Origin of the sequence: Priestia sp. P5, from assembly GCF_029522155.1 — a bacterium.
GTDB lineage: Bacteria > Bacillota > Bacilli > Bacillales > Bacillaceae_H > Priestia > Priestia megaterium_E.
The window spans coordinates 1-20,155 of sequence record NZ_JAKWFJ010000002.1 but is presented as its reverse complement, the minus strand read 5'-3'; the positions used below and the strand labels follow the sequence as shown (position 1 = coordinate 20,155).

Annotated in this window: 10 protein-coding genes and 2 tRNA genes; 1 reads left to right on the top strand and 11 read right to left on the bottom strand. The window is 39.3% G+C overall.

The features are described from left to right. Position 1 precedes the first annotated feature (1 nt). From MMB69_RS17015 to MMB69_RS16985, 7 genes are all read right to left on the bottom strand, one after another. The gene (locus tag MMB69_RS17015) at positions 2–3,394 is read right to left on the bottom strand and encodes an SbcC/MukB-like Walker B domain-containing protein (protein ID WP_277448073.1); all 3,393 of its coding nucleotides are present in this window, start codon (positions 3,392–3,394) and stop codon (positions 2–4) included. After that, positions 3,391–4,575, bottom strand: a complete 1,185-nt coding sequence (locus MMB69_RS17010; protein WP_277448072.1) for an exonuclease SbcCD subunit D — start codon at positions 4,573–4,575, stop codon at positions 3,391–3,393. Before MMB69_RS17010 ends, MMB69_RS17015 begins: the two co-directional genes overlap by 4 nt. Positions 4,576–4,628: 53 nt before the next feature. Continuing rightward, on the bottom strand, positions 4,629–8,366 hold the full coding sequence (gene addA / locus MMB69_RS17005; protein WP_277448071.1) for a helicase-exonuclease AddAB subunit AddA: 3,738 nt from the start codon (positions 8,364–8,366) through the stop codon (positions 4,629–4,631). Further along, complete coding sequence (addB, locus tag MMB69_RS17000; protein ID WP_277448070.1) at positions 8,359–11,859, bottom strand: helicase-exonuclease AddAB subunit AddB; 3,501 nt, start codon at positions 11,857–11,859, stop codon at positions 8,359–8,361. The genes addA and addB overlap by 8 nt, the downstream gene beginning before the upstream one ends. A 262-nt stretch (positions 11,860–12,121) precedes the next feature. Continuing rightward, positions 12,122–12,862 carry a 3-oxoacyl-ACP reductase FabG gene (gene fabG / locus MMB69_RS16995; protein WP_277448069.1) on the bottom strand — a complete coding sequence of 247 codons (741 nt, stop codon included), beginning with the start codon at positions 12,860–12,862 and terminating at the stop codon, positions 12,122–12,124. A 580-nt stretch (positions 12,863–13,442) separates the two neighbouring features. After that, positions 13,443–14,060, bottom strand: coding sequence for a TVP38/TMEM64 family protein (locus MMB69_RS16990; RefSeq protein WP_013081701.1), 618 nt, complete (start codon positions 14,058–14,060; stop codon positions 13,443–13,445). A 160-nt stretch (positions 14,061–14,220) separates the two neighbouring features. Continuing rightward, positions 14,221–16,200 carry a S9 family peptidase gene (locus MMB69_RS16985; protein WP_277448066.1) on the bottom strand — a complete coding sequence of 660 codons (1,980 nt, stop codon included), beginning with the start codon at positions 16,198–16,200 and terminating at the stop codon, positions 14,221–14,223. A gap of 176 nt (positions 16,201–16,376) precedes the next feature. On the opposite strand from MMB69_RS16985, the gene MMB69_RS16980 reads away from it, so the two are divergent. Continuing rightward, positions 16,377–16,613, top strand: coding sequence for an IDEAL domain-containing protein (locus MMB69_RS16980; protein ID WP_013055344.1), 237 nt, complete (start codon positions 16,377–16,379; stop codon positions 16,611–16,613). 195 nt (positions 16,614–16,808) lie between these two features. Here the strand turns inward: MMB69_RS16980 and aceA are convergent, their stop codons facing one another. From aceA to MMB69_RS16960, 4 genes are all read right to left on the bottom strand, one after another. Continuing rightward, entirely contained in the window at positions 16,809–18,092 is a 1,284-nt protein-coding gene (aceA, locus tag MMB69_RS16975; protein WP_221813031.1) for an isocitrate lyase, read from the bottom strand. Positions 18,093–18,484: 392 nt separating this feature from the next. Continuing rightward, entirely contained in the window at positions 18,485–19,744 is a 1,260-nt protein-coding gene (locus MMB69_RS16970; RefSeq protein ID WP_221785567.1) for a M48 family metallopeptidase, read from the bottom strand. A gap of 210 nt (positions 19,745–19,954) precedes the next feature. Beyond that, a tRNA-Glu gene (locus MMB69_RS16965) sits at positions 19,955–20,026 on the bottom strand. A gap of 4 nt (positions 20,027–20,030) precedes the next feature. Next, positions 20,031–20,105: transfer RNA gene (locus MMB69_RS16960), tRNA-Asn, on the bottom strand. Positions 20,106–20,155: the final 50 nt, after the last annotated feature.

Sequence of the window (20,155 nt, the reverse complement as noted above, 5' to 3'; positions counted from 1 at the left end):
CCTATAAAGTTTCTACTCTTACACTAGTTCCTTTGCCAGAAGGCTCGGACGGCTCAACAATCAAACGTTTTGGCAGGCGAGCACGGAGTTCTTGCACGTGACTGATGACTCCAATTGATAAATTATTGGACTGAAGTTTTTCAAGCGCTGTTACCACGGTATCAAGAAGCTCTCCATCAAGCGTTCCAAATCCTTCATCTAAAAAGAAAAACTGCAGCGGATATTCTCCTCTTAGCTGAATTTGTGCAGATAATGAAAGGGCCAAAGCCAGGGAAGTTAAAAACGTCTCTCCACCAGATAAAGTTGAAACCGGACGTTTTACTCCTCCATTTGCATCATCTCTCATAATAAAGCCGCCTTGGGAATCAACTTCAATCGCATAGCGCTGACGTGTTAATATACCCAGACGCTCTGAAGCATCTCGGCTAACGGACATCAGCTGTTCTTCAGCAATATATTCCACGAAAGCATTTCCTTTAAATACTGTTTGAAGCTTTTGATACTGTTCAAATAACGCTTGTTTTTCTTCACGGTTCTGTTCAAGCACTAAAAATCGCTCATGCCGTTCTTTGACGCTTTTTAACGTTTGCTCAGCTGCTCCCTTGAGCTGAACCGCTTCTTTCACAGCCGCTTTTATATCATGAAGCAGCTGCTGAGTTTCTTCAAATTGGTGCTCTTCTATGGACTGGTGATTCAGCTGAATATTTAACTGTTCAATTGATGACTTCATCTGTTTTATATTGTCCCAATAAGCCTGAACAGTTTCATCCAACAATTTCATCTCATCATGTGATAACAAAGCTTGCTGAACTTCTTTTCCTTCGCTGAATAAAGAATTCCCTATCGCTTCTTCCCATTTTCCAGCTGCTTTTTTATACTGGATATGAGCTGTTTCTAGGGATTCGCTCGCTGCTTTTTCATCCATTTGCAGCGTTTGATACGCTTTTTGAACAGTCTGCCAATGTTGATATGCCTGCTGTTCATTCGTCTCTAACTCCGCAAGTAAAAGAACTGTTTTTTGCAGCGCCTGTTCAATATTTTCTTGATCTGTAAGCGTACGCAAGCGTTCAATTTGCGAGTGAACAAGAGATTGTTTATGAGACAGCATTGCTTTTAATTCTGCAAATTCTTTTTCGCCCGCATATTTCTCTTCTTTTAGACGTTCGATTTTCTTTTGCTGATTTTCAAAAAATACACTGCTTTTTTCAATTCGAGCCTTTATTGTCTGCTCTTCTTTTTCTCTTTCAGTGAGCCTTTCGTTAATTTTTTCTATCTCTTCAAATACAAAGGAAGGATAATCTTGTTGAAAAGATTCTCTTCCTGCTTGTAACGCTTGTTTTTGCTGATTGACTTTTCCTTCTAATTCAGCTTGTTCTTTTTGATAATGAGCAAGCTCTAATTCAATCTTTTCAAGACTTTGCTGGACCTTTTGTACCTGCCCGAGAATTGCCTGCTGTTTTTCACTTACCTGCAAATAATCCTGCTCAAGAGATTTGATTTCAACTTCTATTTTCTTAGCATAATGGCCAAAAGCATCTGTATCCATTTCTCCTAAAGCAGGAACTTCGCCAGCTTCGTTCATAAACTCAGCTAACTCAGGTATTTTTTCAACAAGAGGTTTAGCTAGCTGTTCAAGCTGCATTTTGAGCGACGAATAGCTAAATCGCTGTTCACGCAACTGATTGACTTGATCTTCGAACTGATCCGCTGATTCAGTTGTGACGTCATCTTTTTGTTGATGTAAAACGGGGTTAGGGTGATGCTCAGAGCCACAAACCGGACAAGGCTCTCCTTGGGTCAGCTGCTCGGCTAATTGATGAGCCAGACGGCGTGACCATTCTTTTTCTTTGCGTCTTTTTAGATCGCTCATTAAACGATCTGCTTGTTGAAAAAGCTGCTGAAACTCTTTTTCCCGCTCACATACAGTGTGATACAAGCCTTGAATATCTGAAAATAACCCTTTACTTTGTTCTATTGTTTGCTGCTCTCTCTCTTTTTGTGTTTGTTTTTGTGTGTGCAAATGCTTAAGCTGTTCGGCTTTTTCTTTATACGTTTTTTGACCTTCATCTAGGTTTTTTTTATCGTTATTCCATACTTGATAACGGTAAAATGCTTGCTGAACAGCCTGCCGATAATCAGGTTGAATCTCCACCTTTGTTAATGTTTCCTTTAACTCTTTTTGAAGAGTCAAACCTTGCTGATACCGCTGATCTGCTTCCATTAATTCATCATTTTCCGCTTGAATTGCCTGTTGCTTTTGCTGAAGAGAAACTTCCGCTTCTTTTATTTCTTGCTGACCTTCTTTAATTTGTTTTTGAAGATCAGAAGCTTGTTGAAGCTGTTCTTTTTGAACAACTAATTTGGGCTGCTGTTCATTTTTTTGTAAGCGAGCCTGCTCATATAAGCTATTCGATCGCTTATATTCCTCACTTTTTTGAACAATTTGTGCTTTTAATTTTTCTACTTTATCTTCATAAAGCTTCTGCTGTTTTTCAGCTTGTTCAAATGTTTCTAAATAAGGAAAAAGACGCTCTGCCTGCTGAGCTTTCGTCAGCACATCTTGCTTTTGTTTAATCTCCTCTTCCTGCTTAGAAGCTTGCACTAGTTTTTCTTCTAGCAGTGTTTTTTCCTGCTGCGCTTTCCAAAGAGACGCCTGCTGATCGTATCTCTCCTGCAAATCAGACGCTTCTTTTTCTCGTTTTTCCAAAAGTACAATGCTATCACTTACAAGCTGCTCAGCTTCCGTTACTTTCTCTGTTGAAGCTTCACCTAATCCCGTTTGTTCTGCCGTAATTTTATCTAGGTCTGTTTTTAGCTGCTGAACTTGATAGCGTATTTTCTTACTAAGCTGATCTCCGTACTGCTCGAGATTAAAAAGACGCTGAAGCATTTGACGACGCTCCGTCCCTTTTAATGATAAAAACTCTGCAAATTTTCCTTGTGGTAATACAACAGCTCTTGTAAAATCATCAATTGTTAAACCAAGAAGTTCCTGTACCTGCTGGTTTACATCATTTGTTTTATCTGCTAATACGTACGTTTCATCTTCGATTTCAATCAACCGACTGGAAGCTGATTTCACACGCAGTTCATCCGTCCGTTTAAAGCTTCGTTCAACAGTATAGCGTTTTTTATGATTAGCATTTTCCAGTTCGAACGTAAACGATACTTTCAGTTCATTTTCCCCGTGATTTAAAATTCCTTGTGTATTATTAGCTGCACGCTCTACTTTTCCGTATAAAGCTAGTGTAATGGCATCCAAAATGGAGGATTTCCCGCTTCCTGTAGGACCAAATATTCCGAAAACACCGCCTGAACACAGCGCTTCAAAATCGACAGTTTGTTTTTCTCTAAAACTGTGAAGTCCCGAAACGGTCAAGTTAATAGGTTTCATTTTTCATCCTCCTTTCCCGATATATCTTCGTCGTTAATCAAGGTTAAAAACAGTTTGACTAATTCAGTATCAGGTGCCCCTCCGCCGGTTTGCCTGCTGTAGAACTTTGTAAACAGTTCTTCGATTGGCACTTCGCGCTGTGAACGTGTTTCAAGTGCTAGTTCTTCTGCTTTGAATACCGGACGGATATGAATAAAGCCTGGATGAAGCTTGCGAAGACGATGGATTTCTTCTAGTGAAAGTGCATCTTCTACGTGAACTTCTAAATCAACCCATGCCTGCGTATCTTTTTGCTCATCAAGCCATGTATATACTTCTGCCAATCCGTTTTTCGCTTTCCAACGCGTCAAGGGCTTTCCGCTAGATAATGGAATTTCAGTCATCTCAACCTCTTTTCCTGGCTTAGCATCTAAAATGGTAACCGACTTTGCGTATCCTGACTCCGAAAAGCTGTAAGCAAGAGGTGAACCGGAATACCTTGCCAGAGTGTGGGCGCGATTGATCATTTGCGGACGATGCAAATGTCCTAACGCTACATATTGAGCGTTGGCAGGTAAACTAGTTGCCGCCACCGTATAAGCTCCTCCTACTTCAATTGGACGTTCTGAGTCCGTTGAACTTCCTCCTGCTACGTAAATATGGCTCATCGCAATGTTAACGCTATCTGTAGTAAACTGCTCACTCATTTTATCGAAAATACCTTTTACTCTGGCATCATATGAATTTCGAAGAGCCAGCTCATCATTTTCTTCTGCTAAAAGTTCCTTTAACCTTGATTCAGATGGGTAAGGAAGAGCCGCAACCTTTAACACTTCATCTGATGTAGGAATGTGAATGCTTTCTACATCGGTAGTAGGCAAACCAAGAAGCGTAATATTTTGATGAACAGCTAATGGGGAAGCCGCCGACAGCCGATCTGGGTTGTCATGATTACCTGCAATAACAATAATCGGACGTTTTCCATTGTTGCTCAGCCTAGACATACTTTCGTAAAAAAGCTGCTCTGCCGCTGCTGGAGGGTTAACCGTATCAAAGGCATCTCCCGCCATGAGAATAGCATCTATCTTTTCTTCTTCCACAATGTCTGCCAGTTCATCTAAAAACTGTGCTTGCTCAGCCAGACGGCTTCGACCTTCTAACGTTCGCCCCAAATGCCAATCCGCTGTATGTAATAAACGCATGTTACTCTCTCCTTATTAGTGAAAAAGAAGAAGACTATCGCCTTCTTCTTTTTTTATATTTCAACAGCATGTCCACCATCTAAAAAGTACAGATAGCGATGCTGAACAGGTTGTTTTACAATCCGCTCAATGGCCTTTGCGTAAAGCTCTAACTGAATGCGGTATCTGTCAATTAGAAATGGTTTTGCTCGTTCAAAATCCCCTTGAAAACGATCCGAAATGTTATCGGTTTTAAAATCAAGTAAAACGAGACCTTCTTCCGTTTCATACAAACAATCAATAATACCTTGCACTAAAATTGTTTCGTCTTCCTGCTCCCAATGATCATAGATTTCTTTAGCGGAGACACCTAAACTAAAAGGCATCTCTCTATAAACCGTGCGAGCCGTTCGAATACCTTGTGCAATGTCACTGTCTAAAAAGTCTGCTACATCATTTGCATCAACAGCATCCGCTTGTTCTTGCGTCAATAATTCTTTGGTAACCATTGATTGAATAAAGTCTTGAACCATTTCAAGGGTATAAGCTTTATTTAATGGAAGCTGCTGCATAACGGCATGTGTAGCTGTTCCTTTTTCAGCCCCTGTGAGAGATTTCTCTTGAAGAAACAGCGGACGATTTTCAAGAGGTGCTTTAGATGCCCGAACGAGATCGTCGCTTCCACCTGCATCCGTCAGCTGCTGCTGCCTTTTTAGTTCAGAAACAGATTGCTTCGAACGATGAACGGAAGCTACACGATAATCATAAGACCAATTTAAGCGTCTATACACTTCGTCTTTATAATCGCTGGATTCTGAAACTGGCTCATGCTTTTGAAGAGCGTTTAAAAGCTCTTCATGATGCTGCTGCTCTTCAAGAGGCTGTTCGGCTAAATCACCTGCTAATAACGTTGAAAGTTTCCAGCTTGAAGCATGATGATGAATCATCTCAGCCGGCTGGACCTCTCCTTCAACCATATGACTAACATTTTGGTGACGAATTAAAGAAGGTCCAATCCAGTCTAAATAACATTTTGCATCTCTTCTCACGTGAGCTGGAAGCGTCCAATCTTCATGTGCCATAACGGAGCTCCATTGTCTGAGCTTTTCTGGTGCGTCTTTTACTGTTCCAACTAAAATAAGTTTTTCTTTCGCACGCGTCAATGCTACGTATAATACCCGCATTTCCTCTGCCATGCTTTCTTTTTTCATTTTTTTCTTCATGGTCTGCTGAAGAAGAGTCGGGTACGTAATACGCAGTTTTGGATCAATATATTTAGATCCAAAACCTAGTTCTTTATCGAGTAAATATGCTTTATTCAAGTCCATTAAGTTAAACTGACGAGCAAGACCAGCTACAAAAACAACAGGAAACTCAAGACCTTTACTGCTATGGATCGTCATCAAACGCACCACATCTTCTTGTTCTCCCAGTGCTCGAGCAGCTCCTAAATCGTTCCCTCGATCCTGCATGCGTTCAATAAAGCGCAAAAATCGAAACAGACCTCTAAATGAAGTTGCCTCATACTGGCGAGCGCGATCGTAAAGAGCACGTAAATTGGCCTGACGCTGTTTCCCACCAGGAAGTCCGCCAACAAATTCAAAGAAACCCGTATCACGGTAAATTTGCCATACCAGTTCTGACAAAGAGCTTTGTCTAGCTTGTGTTCTCCATGCTTTTAACTGCCCATAGAAATATTTTACTTTATCGCGAAGTTCTTCGTCATCTGAAACCGCTAAGTACGTTTTTAACGCATCGTAATACGTTCCTTTCTTTTGCTCTGCTCTCAGTGTAGCTAACTCTTCATCTGAAAGCCCTACTACCGGCGAGCGAAGAACAGAAGCTAATGGAATGTCTTGATGCGGGTTATCTACTACTTTTAATAAAGACATCATAATCATCACTTCAGTAGCATCAAAATAACCTGTTGATAAATCGGCATAAATCGGCACGCCTTCTTGCTTAAATTCATCCATAATCTGCGCAGCCCAAGGCATGGAACGAAGCAAAATAACAAAGTCACGATACGTCACGTTTCTCATAATATCGAGCTTGCGATCATATATTTGAAAACGGTTGTGAACGAGTTCTTTGATTTTGCGCGCCATTGCTCTTGCCTCTAACTGAGCCGTTTCAAGCTCTGCTTCTGAAAAAGCGACGAGAGAAGAATCCGCTTCTTCTTCCGCTCCTGCTTCTGCATTTTCTTTTGCAATTAGCAGAAGCTCCGTTTCCATTCCTTCCACTTTTGGATACGATGCTCCTAATTTTAAAGAAGCATCATCGTCATATGCAATTTCTCCTACTTCTTCATCCATCAGCTGGTTAAAAATAAAGTTTGTAGCATCAAGCACTTGAGAACGACTGCGGAAGTTTTTATTCAAATCGATACGTTTTCCGAACTGGCGACCATCTTGTGTAAAGCGCTTGTACTTTGTTAAAAATAAAAATGGCTCCGCTAAACGAAAGCGGTAAATGGATTGTTTTACATCTCCAACCATAAATAAATTCCCTTGTTCTTCACTATCTCTCGTCACTAATTTAATCAGTGTTTCTTGAACCATATTTGTATCTTGATATTCGTCAACAAGTACCTCTTCAAACTGAGTGCGATATTTTTGGGCAATGGACGAAGGCTTAAGCACTCCATCTTCTTTTACACTCAAGATTTGCAGGCAATAATGTTCTAAATCAGAAAAGTCCACTAACCCTTTCTCTTTTTTCATGTGTTCATATCGTTCACCGAAGCGCTGAACTAAAAAGATTAGCGTTTCAATAACGGGCTTCATTTTCTCAAAATCAGCCATGTAGCCATGCAAAGGCCTAGAAAACAAATCGGCATGAAGTTTTTCAAGACTTGTTTTAGCTTTTTTGCGAAGCTCTCCGAAATCATCTAAAAGCTGCGAGTCGTACGCTTCTCCTTTACATGGCTTTAAACGAGTAAAATTTAAATTCTGCATTTCCTCATGCAAATCAGCAAAAGAATGCTTAGAAGCGCTGATCAGCCGATGAATTTGAGCCAGGTCTTCCTCTGCATTAACGGCACGAGGAGCAGGCCCTCCTGGCAGCTTTGTTAGCTCTAATCCCTGTTTTAAAATCGACTCAATGCCCATCAGCTGCGTTGTTACTTCTTGTAAAAGAAAAGATAGAAACGGAAGTGAATCAATAGAAGAGTCTTCTGTCACATCATATTGACTCACGATCATTTCAAGCCAGCCGTTTGGGTCAGGGTTAGATCTTGCAAAGTCATACAGCTTTCTTACCATAAGCTGAATATCTAAGTCATTTCTGTCACTTGTATAACGATCAATTAAATCAAAGAATCTCTCGTTCTGTTCAATACTGTACTGTTCTTCAAACAATTCTTCTAATACTTCTTCACGCAGAAGATCCGCTTCCGTATCATCTGCAATCCGAAAACCAGGGTCTACATCGATCAAATAATAATACGTTCGAATGACTTCTAAACAAAAAGAATGGAGCGTAGAAATCGACGCACGGTTTAATAAATTAAGCTGTCTGCGCAGGTGCAAAGAAGATGGATTCTTTTTTAACTCTTTTTCCAATGCTTCTCCAATTCGATTTCTCATTTCGGCTGCAGAAGCATTTGTAAACGTAGCAACGAGTAATCTATCAACATCGATCGGCTCATCACCCATCGTAATCTTTTTAATAATCCGTTCAACTAAAACCGCTGTTTTTCCTGAGCCAGCCGCCGCGGCTACTAATATATCTTGACCGGATGAAACAATGGCGTTCCACTGATCATCCGTCCACTGGGAGTCGGCCGGTTTTACGTGTATATCTTCACTCATCTCGTTTGGCCTCCTCTCGAATTTTATCTAAAATAACACTTTGACTCTCTGTACTAAGCTGACGATATTCGTTGTTTTCCATTGATTCATCGAACTGACAAATTGAGCGGTATTCACAAAACGCACATGGTGTTTTATCTTTTAGTTTATAAGGCGAAATATCAATTTTCCCATTTGTAATCTCTGTACCTGCCTCCACAAATTTACCTCGCACATACTGACGGAGATGTGTAAAATCTTCTTCGCTCGCAACCGAAGAATTGGAATAAAAGCCCCCTGTCTTTTTAATGCCAGCTGATATAACCTGTGAGTGCCCTGATTCTAACGTTTCGTCCATTAACCTTACTGCTTCCTCGTCTCCTACAAGCAGTCCTTTCATTTTAAACTTCTTGAAGATTTCAGCTTCAATTTGATCAGGCTGTAATGCTTTAGTGCTGTTGATCATTGGATTATGAACGTGGAAATAAAGAACGCCAGCAGGCAATGCTCCTCTATTATCATGAAGAAGCTGTTCAGCATACGTCACGACTATGTCTAAATAAGCTAAAATTTGAAGAGATAAACCGTAGTACACTTCCACTAAGTTTAATGCTTTATCGCTTGATTTATAGTCGACGATACGCAGTAAAAGTCCTTTTGAGCTTTCCGCTTTATCTACCCTGTCAATTCGGCCAACGAGTTCCATCGTATGACCATTTGGCAGTGTGAACTGCATAGAAGGCAGCTCTGCGCTAGGTCCAAATCCAAGCTCCAATCCAACGGGAACAAAGCCGCTCATCTTAGCGTGCTCACTTAACACAAGCGACGCACGTTCAATAATTTGCTGCAGCTTATGTGTTAAATAGTGGTGGCGATTCGAGCTCAATAAAATCTCATTTTGCAAGCGCGGAGCAAGTTCATGCACCGCAGCCGTAGAAAGCTGCTGACAGTCTTTTCTTGTTAAGTTCTTCCATTCTTTTTGACCGCCGCGAAGTTCGTCTGAAATCATTTTCAACGCTGCGTGAAATAACTCGCCTATGTCAGGAGCTGCTAATTTGAAAACTTTTCGTTCTTTAAGCTTGAGCCCGTGAGAAGCAAAATGAGCATATGGACAGGCTTCAAATTTTTCCATTCTCGATACGCTTGCTTGAATATGCTTTCCATACAGACGCTGACTCGTTTTCTTTGTTAACCGTTTTGCTTCATTTTTATAAAATAAGCTGCTTAGTACTTTCTCGCTATATGAGTTCCAATCTGGATTTTTTACATAAAAGTTATATACATCCCACCAAGCGGAACTCATCGGATAATGGCGTTTCCATCCTTGCAGCTGGCTGGCTAAATGCGCGATGCTCGTTAAAGGATTTGTTATATAATCAACTTGCTTTTCTTCTTCTAAATCTGTAGGTTCCGTCATTAACAGCTTTTCCTGCAGGAGCGGAAATAGCTCTTTTACTCGATTAATAACGAGTGAAGGCAGCAAGGTCTTCCCTTCCTCATTGGCAAGAGGATACGAAACATAAAGTTTTTCCGAAGAGCTGGAAAGTGCTAAATAAATGAGAAATTGTTCGTCAAACAGCTTTTGTCTTCCGGTTGGCGCAAGTAATAAACCTGATTCAAGCAGCTGCTCTCTCTCCTTCTCAGATAACAGGCCATCGCTTTTTGGTTTAGCTGGAATCACACCGTCATTTACACCTAACACAAAGCTTGCTTTGATATCGGATAAACGCGAACGCTCAAAACTTGCCACAACCACTTGATCCAGTGCAGGCGGAACAAGTGCAAACTGCATGCTGTCAAGCCCTGTCTCAAATAGATCTGCGAACAAAGAAATCGATACTTTCTCTTCTCCCATCATTTCAACAAACTGATCAAATAAGTGAAGAATTGCTTTCCATACCTGCTCGTGCTCTCTCGCTTCTTGAAGCTTTCCTTCTTCTTCACATCGATTGCGCAACGCTTCTATCTTTTGTGGAATATCTAAATTCGTTAAAAAACGATAGAGCGCTTCTGCTTTTTCTTTTCCTATTTTCGCTTGTTTTAATTTTTGCTGAAGTGAGTAAATAGGAGGAACAATCATATTTTTTAATTCATTTATTTTTTGCTCAAAAGCAAGCTCTTCGTCCGTTTTTCCAAGGTTCATGTCTTCAAGTGAACGATATTTTCTGTAGGTAAATGGTTCCTTACTCGTCCACTTAGATCCTTGAATACCGTAAGCAAGTACGTAATTTTCTAATTCATCCATCTCTTCGCGAAGCTGGTGCACATCAGATGACAAAGGAAATAAAAGATCTGTTTTCACTGCTCGAAAGATGGTTTCATATCGCCATGACCCGCTTACCACCTCTAAGACTGAGCGAACAAATTCAACGAGTGGATGGTGAAACATCGCTCGCTTTTGGTCAATAAAGTACGGAATTTCATAATCTCGAAAAATGGTTTGAAGCAAGTCATGATAATCTTCTGCATTTCTAACAATCAAGGCAATATCGCGGTAGCGGTAGCCATGATCGCGCACAAGTGAAAGCACTTCTCTTGCAATCCCTTCAACTTCTGCTCTTCGGCTAACAGCCGGCAGCAGCTGAATGTGCTCGGGCTCTGACTGAAACTCCGGCGTTGGCCGTTCATCATAATATCGTTCCAAATAGGCAAGCTCTGGACTGTTTTGATGCCTTTTTTGTTCGTTAAATACGATTGGCTCTTGAATCTCTATCCCGTTTTCAGCCGCCAGGCCCATTATTTCTTGATACGTTTCGCTCGTTAATCGAAACAAGTGCAAGTCATTTGGAATAAAATCTTGATATGAATAATCAGAAGTCACCGCTATTTTTACTTCTCTACAAACTTTCATCAGCTCTACTAATACGGTTAATTCTTGAGGAGTATAGTGATGAAATCCATCTACATAAATTGTTGCTTGAGCAAGGTAGGCAGAAGACGCTACTTTTTCACTCAGCAGCTTCAAATAATCTTCTCCATCTACATATTTCGTCATCAGCTGTTTTTCTAATTCTCCGTAAATGAGATGTAAATCATGTAATTTATCAGCAAGGACTTTCTCATCTTCTGCTTGAAGCTTTTTCTTCATCTCTTCGAGAGACGGGGCATCTACTGTGTACTGTTTAAATTCTTTAACCATTTTTTCTAGTTCTTCAATAAACCCTGCTTGTTCTGAAGAATTCGCAAACAGTCGAAGCTCTTCTTTTTGATGTTCGATAATTTTTTTAAGCATCATATGAATACCTGTTTGATCCACATGATAGCGGCTAATACCTCCGACTTCTTGCAGGATACGCCATGCAAGACGTGTAAAACTATAAACTTGAGCACGCATCATGCCTTCTAACCCAGGTGTTTGAACAAGCGCATACTCTGACTGAAACGTCATCTGTTCAGGTACAATATAAATAAGTGGATGCCCAAGCGGAGCATTTAACAGCTCTTGGCGCATGCTATTTAAAAGATATTCCGTTTTCCCGCTTCCTGAACGTCCTAATAAAAACTGTAGCCCCACGTTTTCACCCCTTCATTTTTTTCTCTATGTTTTCATTTGTTTAAGTACAAAATGGATAAACGCCACGTAAACACGTGACGCAGTCGTCAAAATTTTATAGTGATAATCATCTAAATCTCTCTGTCTCTCTCCTTATTATTTTACTGAACTTGCAGACAAAATTCCACTTTGCCGATATGTGAAATGCTGGATGCAACAAAAAAACTTTTCAGTAGTCAAAAGACCACTGAAAAGTTTTAGAAAAGCGAATTATTTTCTACTTTTACATCATGATTCCACCATCTACATGAAGTGTTGTACCGTTAATATAGTTGGACTCATCAGATGCTAAATACAGATAAGCATAACCAATGTCAGAAGGCTGACCTAATCTTTGTAAAGGAATAGTGGATTTCATTTGATCAATAATTTTGTCTGGCATCGCCTTCACCATATCCGTTTCAATAAACCCGGGAGCTATAGCGTTTACATTAATTCCTTTTCGTCCCAGCTCTTTAGCCCATGTTTTTGTCATTCCTACTACGCCTGCCTTTGTCGCCGCATAGTTTGTTTGACCAACATTTCCATATACGCCAGACACCGAAGATGTGCTAATAATTTTCCCTTTACCTTGAGCAATCATATGCGGTACCACTGCTTGTGTACAGTGAAAAACGCCTGTAAGGTTTACGTTGATTACTGCTTGAAAATTTTCAACTGATAATTTGGTTAGCATTCCATCTCTGGTGATACCTGCATTGTTAATTAAAATATCTATTTTAGAGTAGCGTTTCACTACTTCTTCTACCATTGCATCTACACTGTCTCGATCCGCTACGTTCACTTGAAAAAATGCTACATCTCCGCCTTCTTCTTTTAGCTGAGCTGCTCGTTCTTCTCCCGTTTTTGCATCGTAGTCAACCATAGCGACCTTTGCACCCTCTTGTGCGAATATTCGAGAGGCTTCGAACCCTAATCCATTTGCTGCACCCGTAATAATTGCCACTTTATCTTTTAATCTCATGTCACCCGCGCTATAAGACGCTTACTAACAACGATTAATCAGCAAGTCGCTTGAATCTTAGTAGCGCATTCCCCTCCTCAAAACGACGCCAAGCACGTCTTAATGATCATTCGGTGCTTTTCTAGTAATGATCCCTCTACTTACATCTTAGTAGTCAAGCTCAAAAATCATTCATATAATTTTTAAGAAAACGTTTTGAAATACATGAGGTGATAATACATGTTGAGAAAAAACATGTATATCTCTAGAAAACAAAGGGTTCATTACTTAGGTGCAACTAGGAATAGACGTCTAATTTATTCCCAGTTTTTTCTTTTATTTTAGCATATTCTTCATAATTGATAAACAAAAAACTTGTTCATTACTGGACAGATACTATATATATGCATTGTTCTGCCAACCGAATAAACAGACAAATAATTTCTTTAAGAAAAATTTTAAGATCTTTCCAAAAATGCTGTTGTATCCCTATAAGAAAAGGCTTTTCTATAGTTTACAATACCCCTTTTGGCTGTATGTATAACAAAAGACTGCCTATTAAAAAGCAGTCTTTCATCACTATTTGTTATATATAAACAAACTATTTGTCATACTGTTTCACTTTAGATTTTTCATTTAATCTTCGTTCAATTTGTTTTCCAACAAGCCATAGAACAAAAATGATGACTAAAACAAGTACTGCTTTTAGAGGCTGTTTCACAAATGAAACAAAATCGGCCCCAATAAAGCTCATCATAAATATCATCACCATTTTACCGGCTAATACAGCCAGCATAAACTGAGCCATACTAACACGTGATAGTCCTGCTACTACATTAATTGCCGAAGACGGGGTAAAAGGAAAACAAAGCATAATAAACAGCGGTCCGAAACCGTGTCTTTCTACCCAAATCATAATCTTTCGAATTTGCGCATGCCGGCTGATGAAATGTAAAAACCTCGCTTGTCCATATTTTCTAAATATCAAAAAGACAAGCAGTGATCCAACGCAGCTGCCAACCCATGAAATTAAAAAACCTAACCATAAGCCAAAAGCGGCAGCATTGGCCATTACAAACGCAAAAAGCGGCAAGATAGGGATAAACGCTTCTAAAATAGGCAACAGCAGTCCTGGAATGATTCCAAATGATTGATATTGTTTTAATAACTCGAGGACGCCGTCTAGTGTCAAATAATGCTTTAATGTTTCAAAATCCATCGAATGTTCTCCTTATTTAAACAACTGTGCTACTTTTCACTTATTGTACTACTTTCCTTTACCAAACAAAAGTTTTACAGCGTTTTACCTTTCCTGTCCTTTTACGTTTACTATACAGCCTTTATTTACACACATATTTGGTTGAACAGCCATGCACTTTTTACTGAGACTGTTTTAAATAACGTTTAAACCAGCTTGTTAAATATTTTAGTCTCGCCGTTCGTAAATTAGGCTTACCGCTTCTAGAAAGTTCATGATTAGACTGAGGAAAACGAATAAATTCTACTTCTTTATCTTTTCTTTTCAGTGCCACATAAAGCTGTTCAGCTTGTTCAATTGGACATCTATAATCGTGTTCGCTATGCAAGATTAACAGCGGTGTTTTAACGTTCTCCGCTAAACGAAGCGGCGAGTGGTTCCAAAGTTTTTCCGGATTTTCATAAATATCAGCTTTTAATTCCCATTCGGTAAAATAATAGCCAATATCACTAACGCCGTAAAAACTTGTCCAATTTGAAATAGACCGTTGCGTCACCGCTGCTTTAAACCGATTTGTACTTCCTACAATCCAGTTTGTCATAAACCCTCCGTAGCTTCCTCCTGTTACGCCAAGCTTATCTTCATTAATATAAGAGTAGCGCTTAACTGCTTCGTCGGTTACTGCCATCAAGTCCGTATAATCCATGCCCCCATAATCACCTCGAACCGCATCTGTAAATGCTTGACCATATCCTCTGCCGCCTCTTGGATTAGAAAAGAGGATATTGAACCCTTTTGATGCAAGTACTTGGAATTCAAGCATAAAAGTATGACCATACATAAGATGCGGACCTCCATGGATTTCTAAAATGGTTGGAGATACATCATTGGTAGCAGCAGCTTTCACTACCCAACTGTGGATATGTATATCGTCCGTAGAAGTCGCGTAAAAAGATTCTGCTTCTGTGAGCTGCACATGCTTTAAAAATGAGTCATTAACGTTTGTCAGCTTCACTAATTCCTCTGTTTTTAAATTTAGAGAATAAAGATCTCCGGGATGTGTAAATGTACTGATTGCCACAATAGCTTCCTCACAATTGGGAAGAACAGATACCCCATATACGTGAGCATTATCCATAAGTACAGAGTCTAACTTTCCATTCACATTTCCTTTATATATGCCTACAGAACCCTTTTCACTTACGACAAAATAAAATTCTTCATTACTGCCCCACATAATTCCCGCTGCGGTTCTTCCAAAGTGGAAATCTCCTGCTACCATATCTCCTATTTCTAGGTCTATACCATCAGTGATACAAGCTGTTTTTTGGCTAGAGATCTGATAAATATATATGTCATTCATTGAAGCCGATCCGTATGTACGTTCATTTCCAATGTAAGCTATGTATGACCCATCCGGTGACCACGAAACTTGATGAAAATATCCTGTTTCCGCTGTAATAGATGTTAATTTTTTAGTATCACGATGCAAAATAAACGCATCCATCGTTAGCGATAAATCCGGATTCTCTCCTCTGCTGCTGCAAAATACAATTGAGCTTGCATCAGGGGCCCAGCACCCTACAGAGTGATGATAAGGTCCATCCGTTACAAACGTCACTTCTTTATTTTTAAGTTTAACGACAGCAACTTGAGTATATTCACCTTTTAAATAACCGCTAACATCGGATTTGTATAGTAAACGTTCCACTTCATACGGCTGGGGATGTTCATGATTTTGTTCAACTCTTACAGCTTTTTCTTCTACTTTTGTGGAAAACATAATTTCGTCACTATAAGGAGACCAAACTGGATTACTAACGCCTTTTTCAAGATCTGTGAGTGCTTCTGCTTCCCCACCTGTCGCTGCTAATAGGTAGAGCTGAACAGCTTGACTGCGATCGGATAAAAAAGCAATCCACTTGCCGTCCGGGGACCAGGCGGGAGAATGATTATTTCCTTTGTAGTACGTTAATTGCTTAGTTTCTTTCGTTTCAATACCTAACATAAACAGCTGCGTTTCATACGCGTTCTCTATTTTCTTCGTTTCTCGAACCGTATAAACTACACTTTTTCCATCTGGAGAAATCTGAGGATTATAAACAGACTTCAATTCGTACAAATCCTCTATCGTTACCGTACGCTTTTTTAAATGATTCAATTTCTTCGCCCCCAAGGATTCATTTTTAAACCAAATAGTCAATCGATAAAAACGAAAGTAGCGTTTCCCTCCTACTTTATCATTTCTAAAAATAAAAATCTAAAAATTTAGAAAATTAGTTGTTTTTTCTTCTTTTAATCTATATAATAATAAAAAGGGTGCAGAGGTGATGAGGTATGAACAATGAAAAATCGTACACGGAAATGATGAAGTCCCTCGCTCGCAAGAAAAAAGTAATTGATACTGTGAGTATGTTGGATGTTTATATCGAAATGGTAATTGATGAATCGCTTTTTAAGCGTCAAAAAGAACTGTTAGAAACAAACATTAACACGGCATTAGATCAACGTGATGAAATTGCTTTTTATGAGCTATCAGCACAGTACCAATCCCTGCTTCAAACATCTACTTAATATTTTAAGAACTTAATTCATGTTAATGATTTATATGTACGTTTAACAGGCAGATCCTTTCTTCTCAGGAAGAACAGCTGTCTGTTAAATCGTGTTTACTACATAAAAAAAGATTCTTACATCTGTAAGAATCTTTTTTGTTAGGATTTTTCCTATGAGTGGAAGTAACCGACCGTTCCACTCATAGATTTTTTGTTATTTATGTGCTTGAAACTGCTCTTCTTCCGTTGAACCTTTTAAAGCTGTTGTAGAGGAAGTCCCACCAGAAACTACTTGCGCCACTTCATCAAAATAACCCGTTCCTACTTCACGCTGATGTCTTGTAGCAGTATATCCATTTACTTCACTAGCAAACTCTCTTTCTTGTAACTCTGAATAAGCTGCCATTCCTCTTGTTTTATATCCTCGTGCCAGCTCAAACATGCTGTGATTTAAAGCGTGGAAGCCAGCAAGCGTAACGAATTGGAATTTGTATCCCATTTTTGCGATTTCTCTTTGGAACTTTTCAATCGTTTTCTTATCTAATTTTTTCTTCCAGTTGAAAGATGGTGAACAGTTATAAGCAAGCATTTTACCTGGGAATTTTTCATGAATAGCATCTGCAAATTTTTGTGCTTGTTCCAAGTTTGGTTCAGACGTCTCACACCATACTAGATCAGCATATGGCGCATATGCTAAGCCACGAGCAATAGCTTGATCGATTCCGGCTCTCGTGCGATAAAAACCTTCAGCGGTGCGTTCACCTGTAATAAACTGGCGATCTACAGGATCAACATCACTTGTAATTAAATCAGCGGCATCAGCATCGGTACGAGCAATCAGAAGTGTTGGAACACCCATTACATCAGCAGCTAAACGAGCAGCAATCAAATTTTTCACAGCGGTCTGAGTTGGAAGCAATACCTTGCCGCCGAGATGACCACACTTTTTCTCAGAGGATAATTGATCTTCAAAGTGTACGGCAGATGCTCCCGACTCAATCATTCCTTTCATGAGTTCAAATACGTTTAACTGTCCTCCAAACCCAGCTTCTGCATCTGCTACAATTGGAGCAAAGTAATCGATATCCCCTTCTCCTTCTAAATGCTGAATTTGATCGGCACGCTGCAGCGCTTGATTGATTCGTTTCACAACATGCGGCACGCTGTTTGCCGGGTATAAACTTTGATCAGGATACATGTTTCCTGAAAGATTTGCATCTGCAGCTACTTGCCATCCGCTTAAGTAAATTGCTTTTAACCCTGCTTTTACCTGTTGTACTGCTTGATTCCCTGTTAAAGCTCCTAATGCATGAACGTATGGCTCTGTTTTTAATAAGTTCCAGAACTTTTCGGCTCCTCTTCTAGCAAGCGTATGTTCAATATCAATGGACCCTCTTAGCCCAATGACTTTTTCTGCAGAATATGGACGTTCAATTCCTTTCCAACGCTCATCGCTTTTCCAGTTCTCTTCAAGGTTTTTTACACGAATGTCTTTCATTCTTTATACCCCCTAATGAATTTAAAATTCTATATTCATAAAAATATAAAACGCAGCAGTTAGAATATGTCTGTTTCATGATGAAGTGAATTAGCAGTTGGTCATAATATCAGTAAGAACGTAGATGAAATAAGTAAATAGTTGAAGGACATGTAGTAAGACTTAGATGAGGTGAATATAAGCTGAGAATTTAAACTGCTATCTTTTCAATCATAAATAACTATTCCTCCCTATTGTTATAAAACAGTTTTTATTTTACATACGTTATTATATAACAGTACTTTCGAAAATGAAACCTCCTTTTAGAATTTTTTTCCTACCCGCAAGGAGGCTTTTCTATTAATACTTACGTATCAAAGGCTTCATATATCCTTTACTTTTTCTTATATCACTTATTCATTTCTTTCATACTTCTCAACAAATGAAATTCTTTCCATTATCGTTGGGTGACCATATCGGAAAATCTTCACTAAATACGGCGGATTCACCTGAGATAATCCTGATTTTGTTAAGTCCTGAAATGTTTTAACAGCAGCCTGTTTATCTCCTGTTAAATCCATGGCGTACGTGTCAGATTGAAGTTCATGATGACGCGATTGCATATTTGTTAAAGGACTCACAGCAAATGTAAGAACAGAAAAAATAAGTAGAATAAGCGGTAATGAATTTAAATCACTAAGAGAAGTGATTTTTAATGTTTTCCCCCATCTCTTAATCAAAAAGCTGGCTAAATGTTTCGTTAGCCATAAACCTACAATCGATAAAACTAATGCTGAAGCAATCCCCACATAAATATGCTTCTTCACATAGTGACCCATTTCGTGCGCCATGATAAACAAAATTTCTCGTTCCGTTAATTTATTAAGAGTAGTATCCCATAACACAATTCTTGAATTAGAACCTATTCCCGTGACATATGCATTGAGAGAGTTCGTTTTTTCAGACATGTTTACTTCATATACATGCTTAGCAGGTATATGAGCTTCGTCTGCTAAATGCAAAATTTTCGTCTCCAGCTCTTTATTCTTTAATGGATAAAAATCGTTATATAACGGATCAATAACCACTGGTTGAATAAACGTCAAAAATAGCGTAAATGGAATAGATACTAGCCAAGCATACAGCCACCATCTTTTTGAGAACTTACGAATGAATGCATATAACACAGCAATCACTAAAAACATGGTGGCATAGTTTACCCAAAAATCTGTAAAAAGATCTTTCATCCATCCTTGGAAAGGTTGCGTCGTAATATGGTAAGCCTTTGAAAGCTTATAGCTAATCCAGTCCATAGGAAAAGAATAGATCAGCAGCAGAACAGATAACCAAAATACATAAATAGCAGTTTGGAGAAGACCGAAACGGCTAACGTCTTTAGACCACTTATTAACTTTCTTAGACACACCTAACACTAAAATTAAAATAAATCCTAGCCACTCATATGGAATTCGGATAAAAAAGAGCGCATCTCTAATTTTTGAATATTTTTCGGTCAACATAAGTTCTCGTGCATTCATAAACGTAGCCGGGTCTACGCTGGTGCCTTTTAATGATTGTGGAATAGAGGTATCACTTATATAGAACAAATACACCCAAATACACGCTGCATACACAAGAAAAATGCCGATGGACCACCAAACAATTTTTTTCACGCATTCCCCTCCTTTTGTACAAACAGTATACCGTTATTACTATTGTAGGTTTTTCTTTCGAAATTTAGAACAAGCGTTTATAGATGTGCTATAAGAAATGCAATTTGGGGCGAGGAAATCATAGAAAAACGAAAAATAGAGTTTAGACAAAAGAATAAACTCTGTTTACAAACAAAAAAAGCAGTTTGCATATGCAAACTGCTTTTAAGATGACCCGTACGGGATTCGAACCCGTGTTACCGCCGTGAAAGGGCGGTGTCTTAACCGCTTGACCAACGGGCCATTATGGCTCCACAGGTAGGACTCGAACCTACGACCGATCGGTTAACAGCCGATAGCTCTACCACTGAGCTACTGTGGAATATGGTGGGCCTAAGTGGACTCGAACCACCGACCTCACGCTTATCAGGC

What these genes read in the sequence shown, in the direction of transcription:
- MMB69_RS17015 (WP_277448073.1), bottom strand. Translation starts at nt 3,394, where the DNA reads ATGAAACCTATTAACTTGACCGTTTCGGGACTTCACAGTTTTAGAGAA.
- MMB69_RS17010 (WP_277448072.1), bottom strand. Translation starts at nt 4,575, where the DNA reads ATGCGTTTATTACATACAGCGGATTGGCATTTGGGGCGAACGTTAGAA.
- addA (WP_277448071.1), bottom strand. Translation starts at nt 8,366, where the DNA reads ATGAGTGAAGATATACACGTAAAACCGGCCGACTCCCAGTGGACGGAT.
- fabG (WP_277448069.1), bottom strand. Translation starts at nt 12,862, where the DNA reads ATGAGATTAAAAGATAAAGTGGCAATTATTACGGGTGCAGCAAATGGA.
- MMB69_RS16990 (WP_013081701.1), bottom strand. Translation starts at nt 14,060, where the DNA reads ATGGATTTTGAAACATTAAAGCATTATTTGACACTAGACGGCGTCCTC.
- MMB69_RS16980 (WP_013055344.1), top strand. Translation starts at nt 16,377, where the DNA reads ATGAACAATGAAAAATCGTACACGGAAATGATGAAGTCCCTCGCTCGC.
- aceA (WP_221813031.1), bottom strand. Translation starts at nt 18,092, where the DNA reads ATGAAAGACATTCGTGTAAAAAACCTTGAAGAGAACTGGAAAAGCGAT.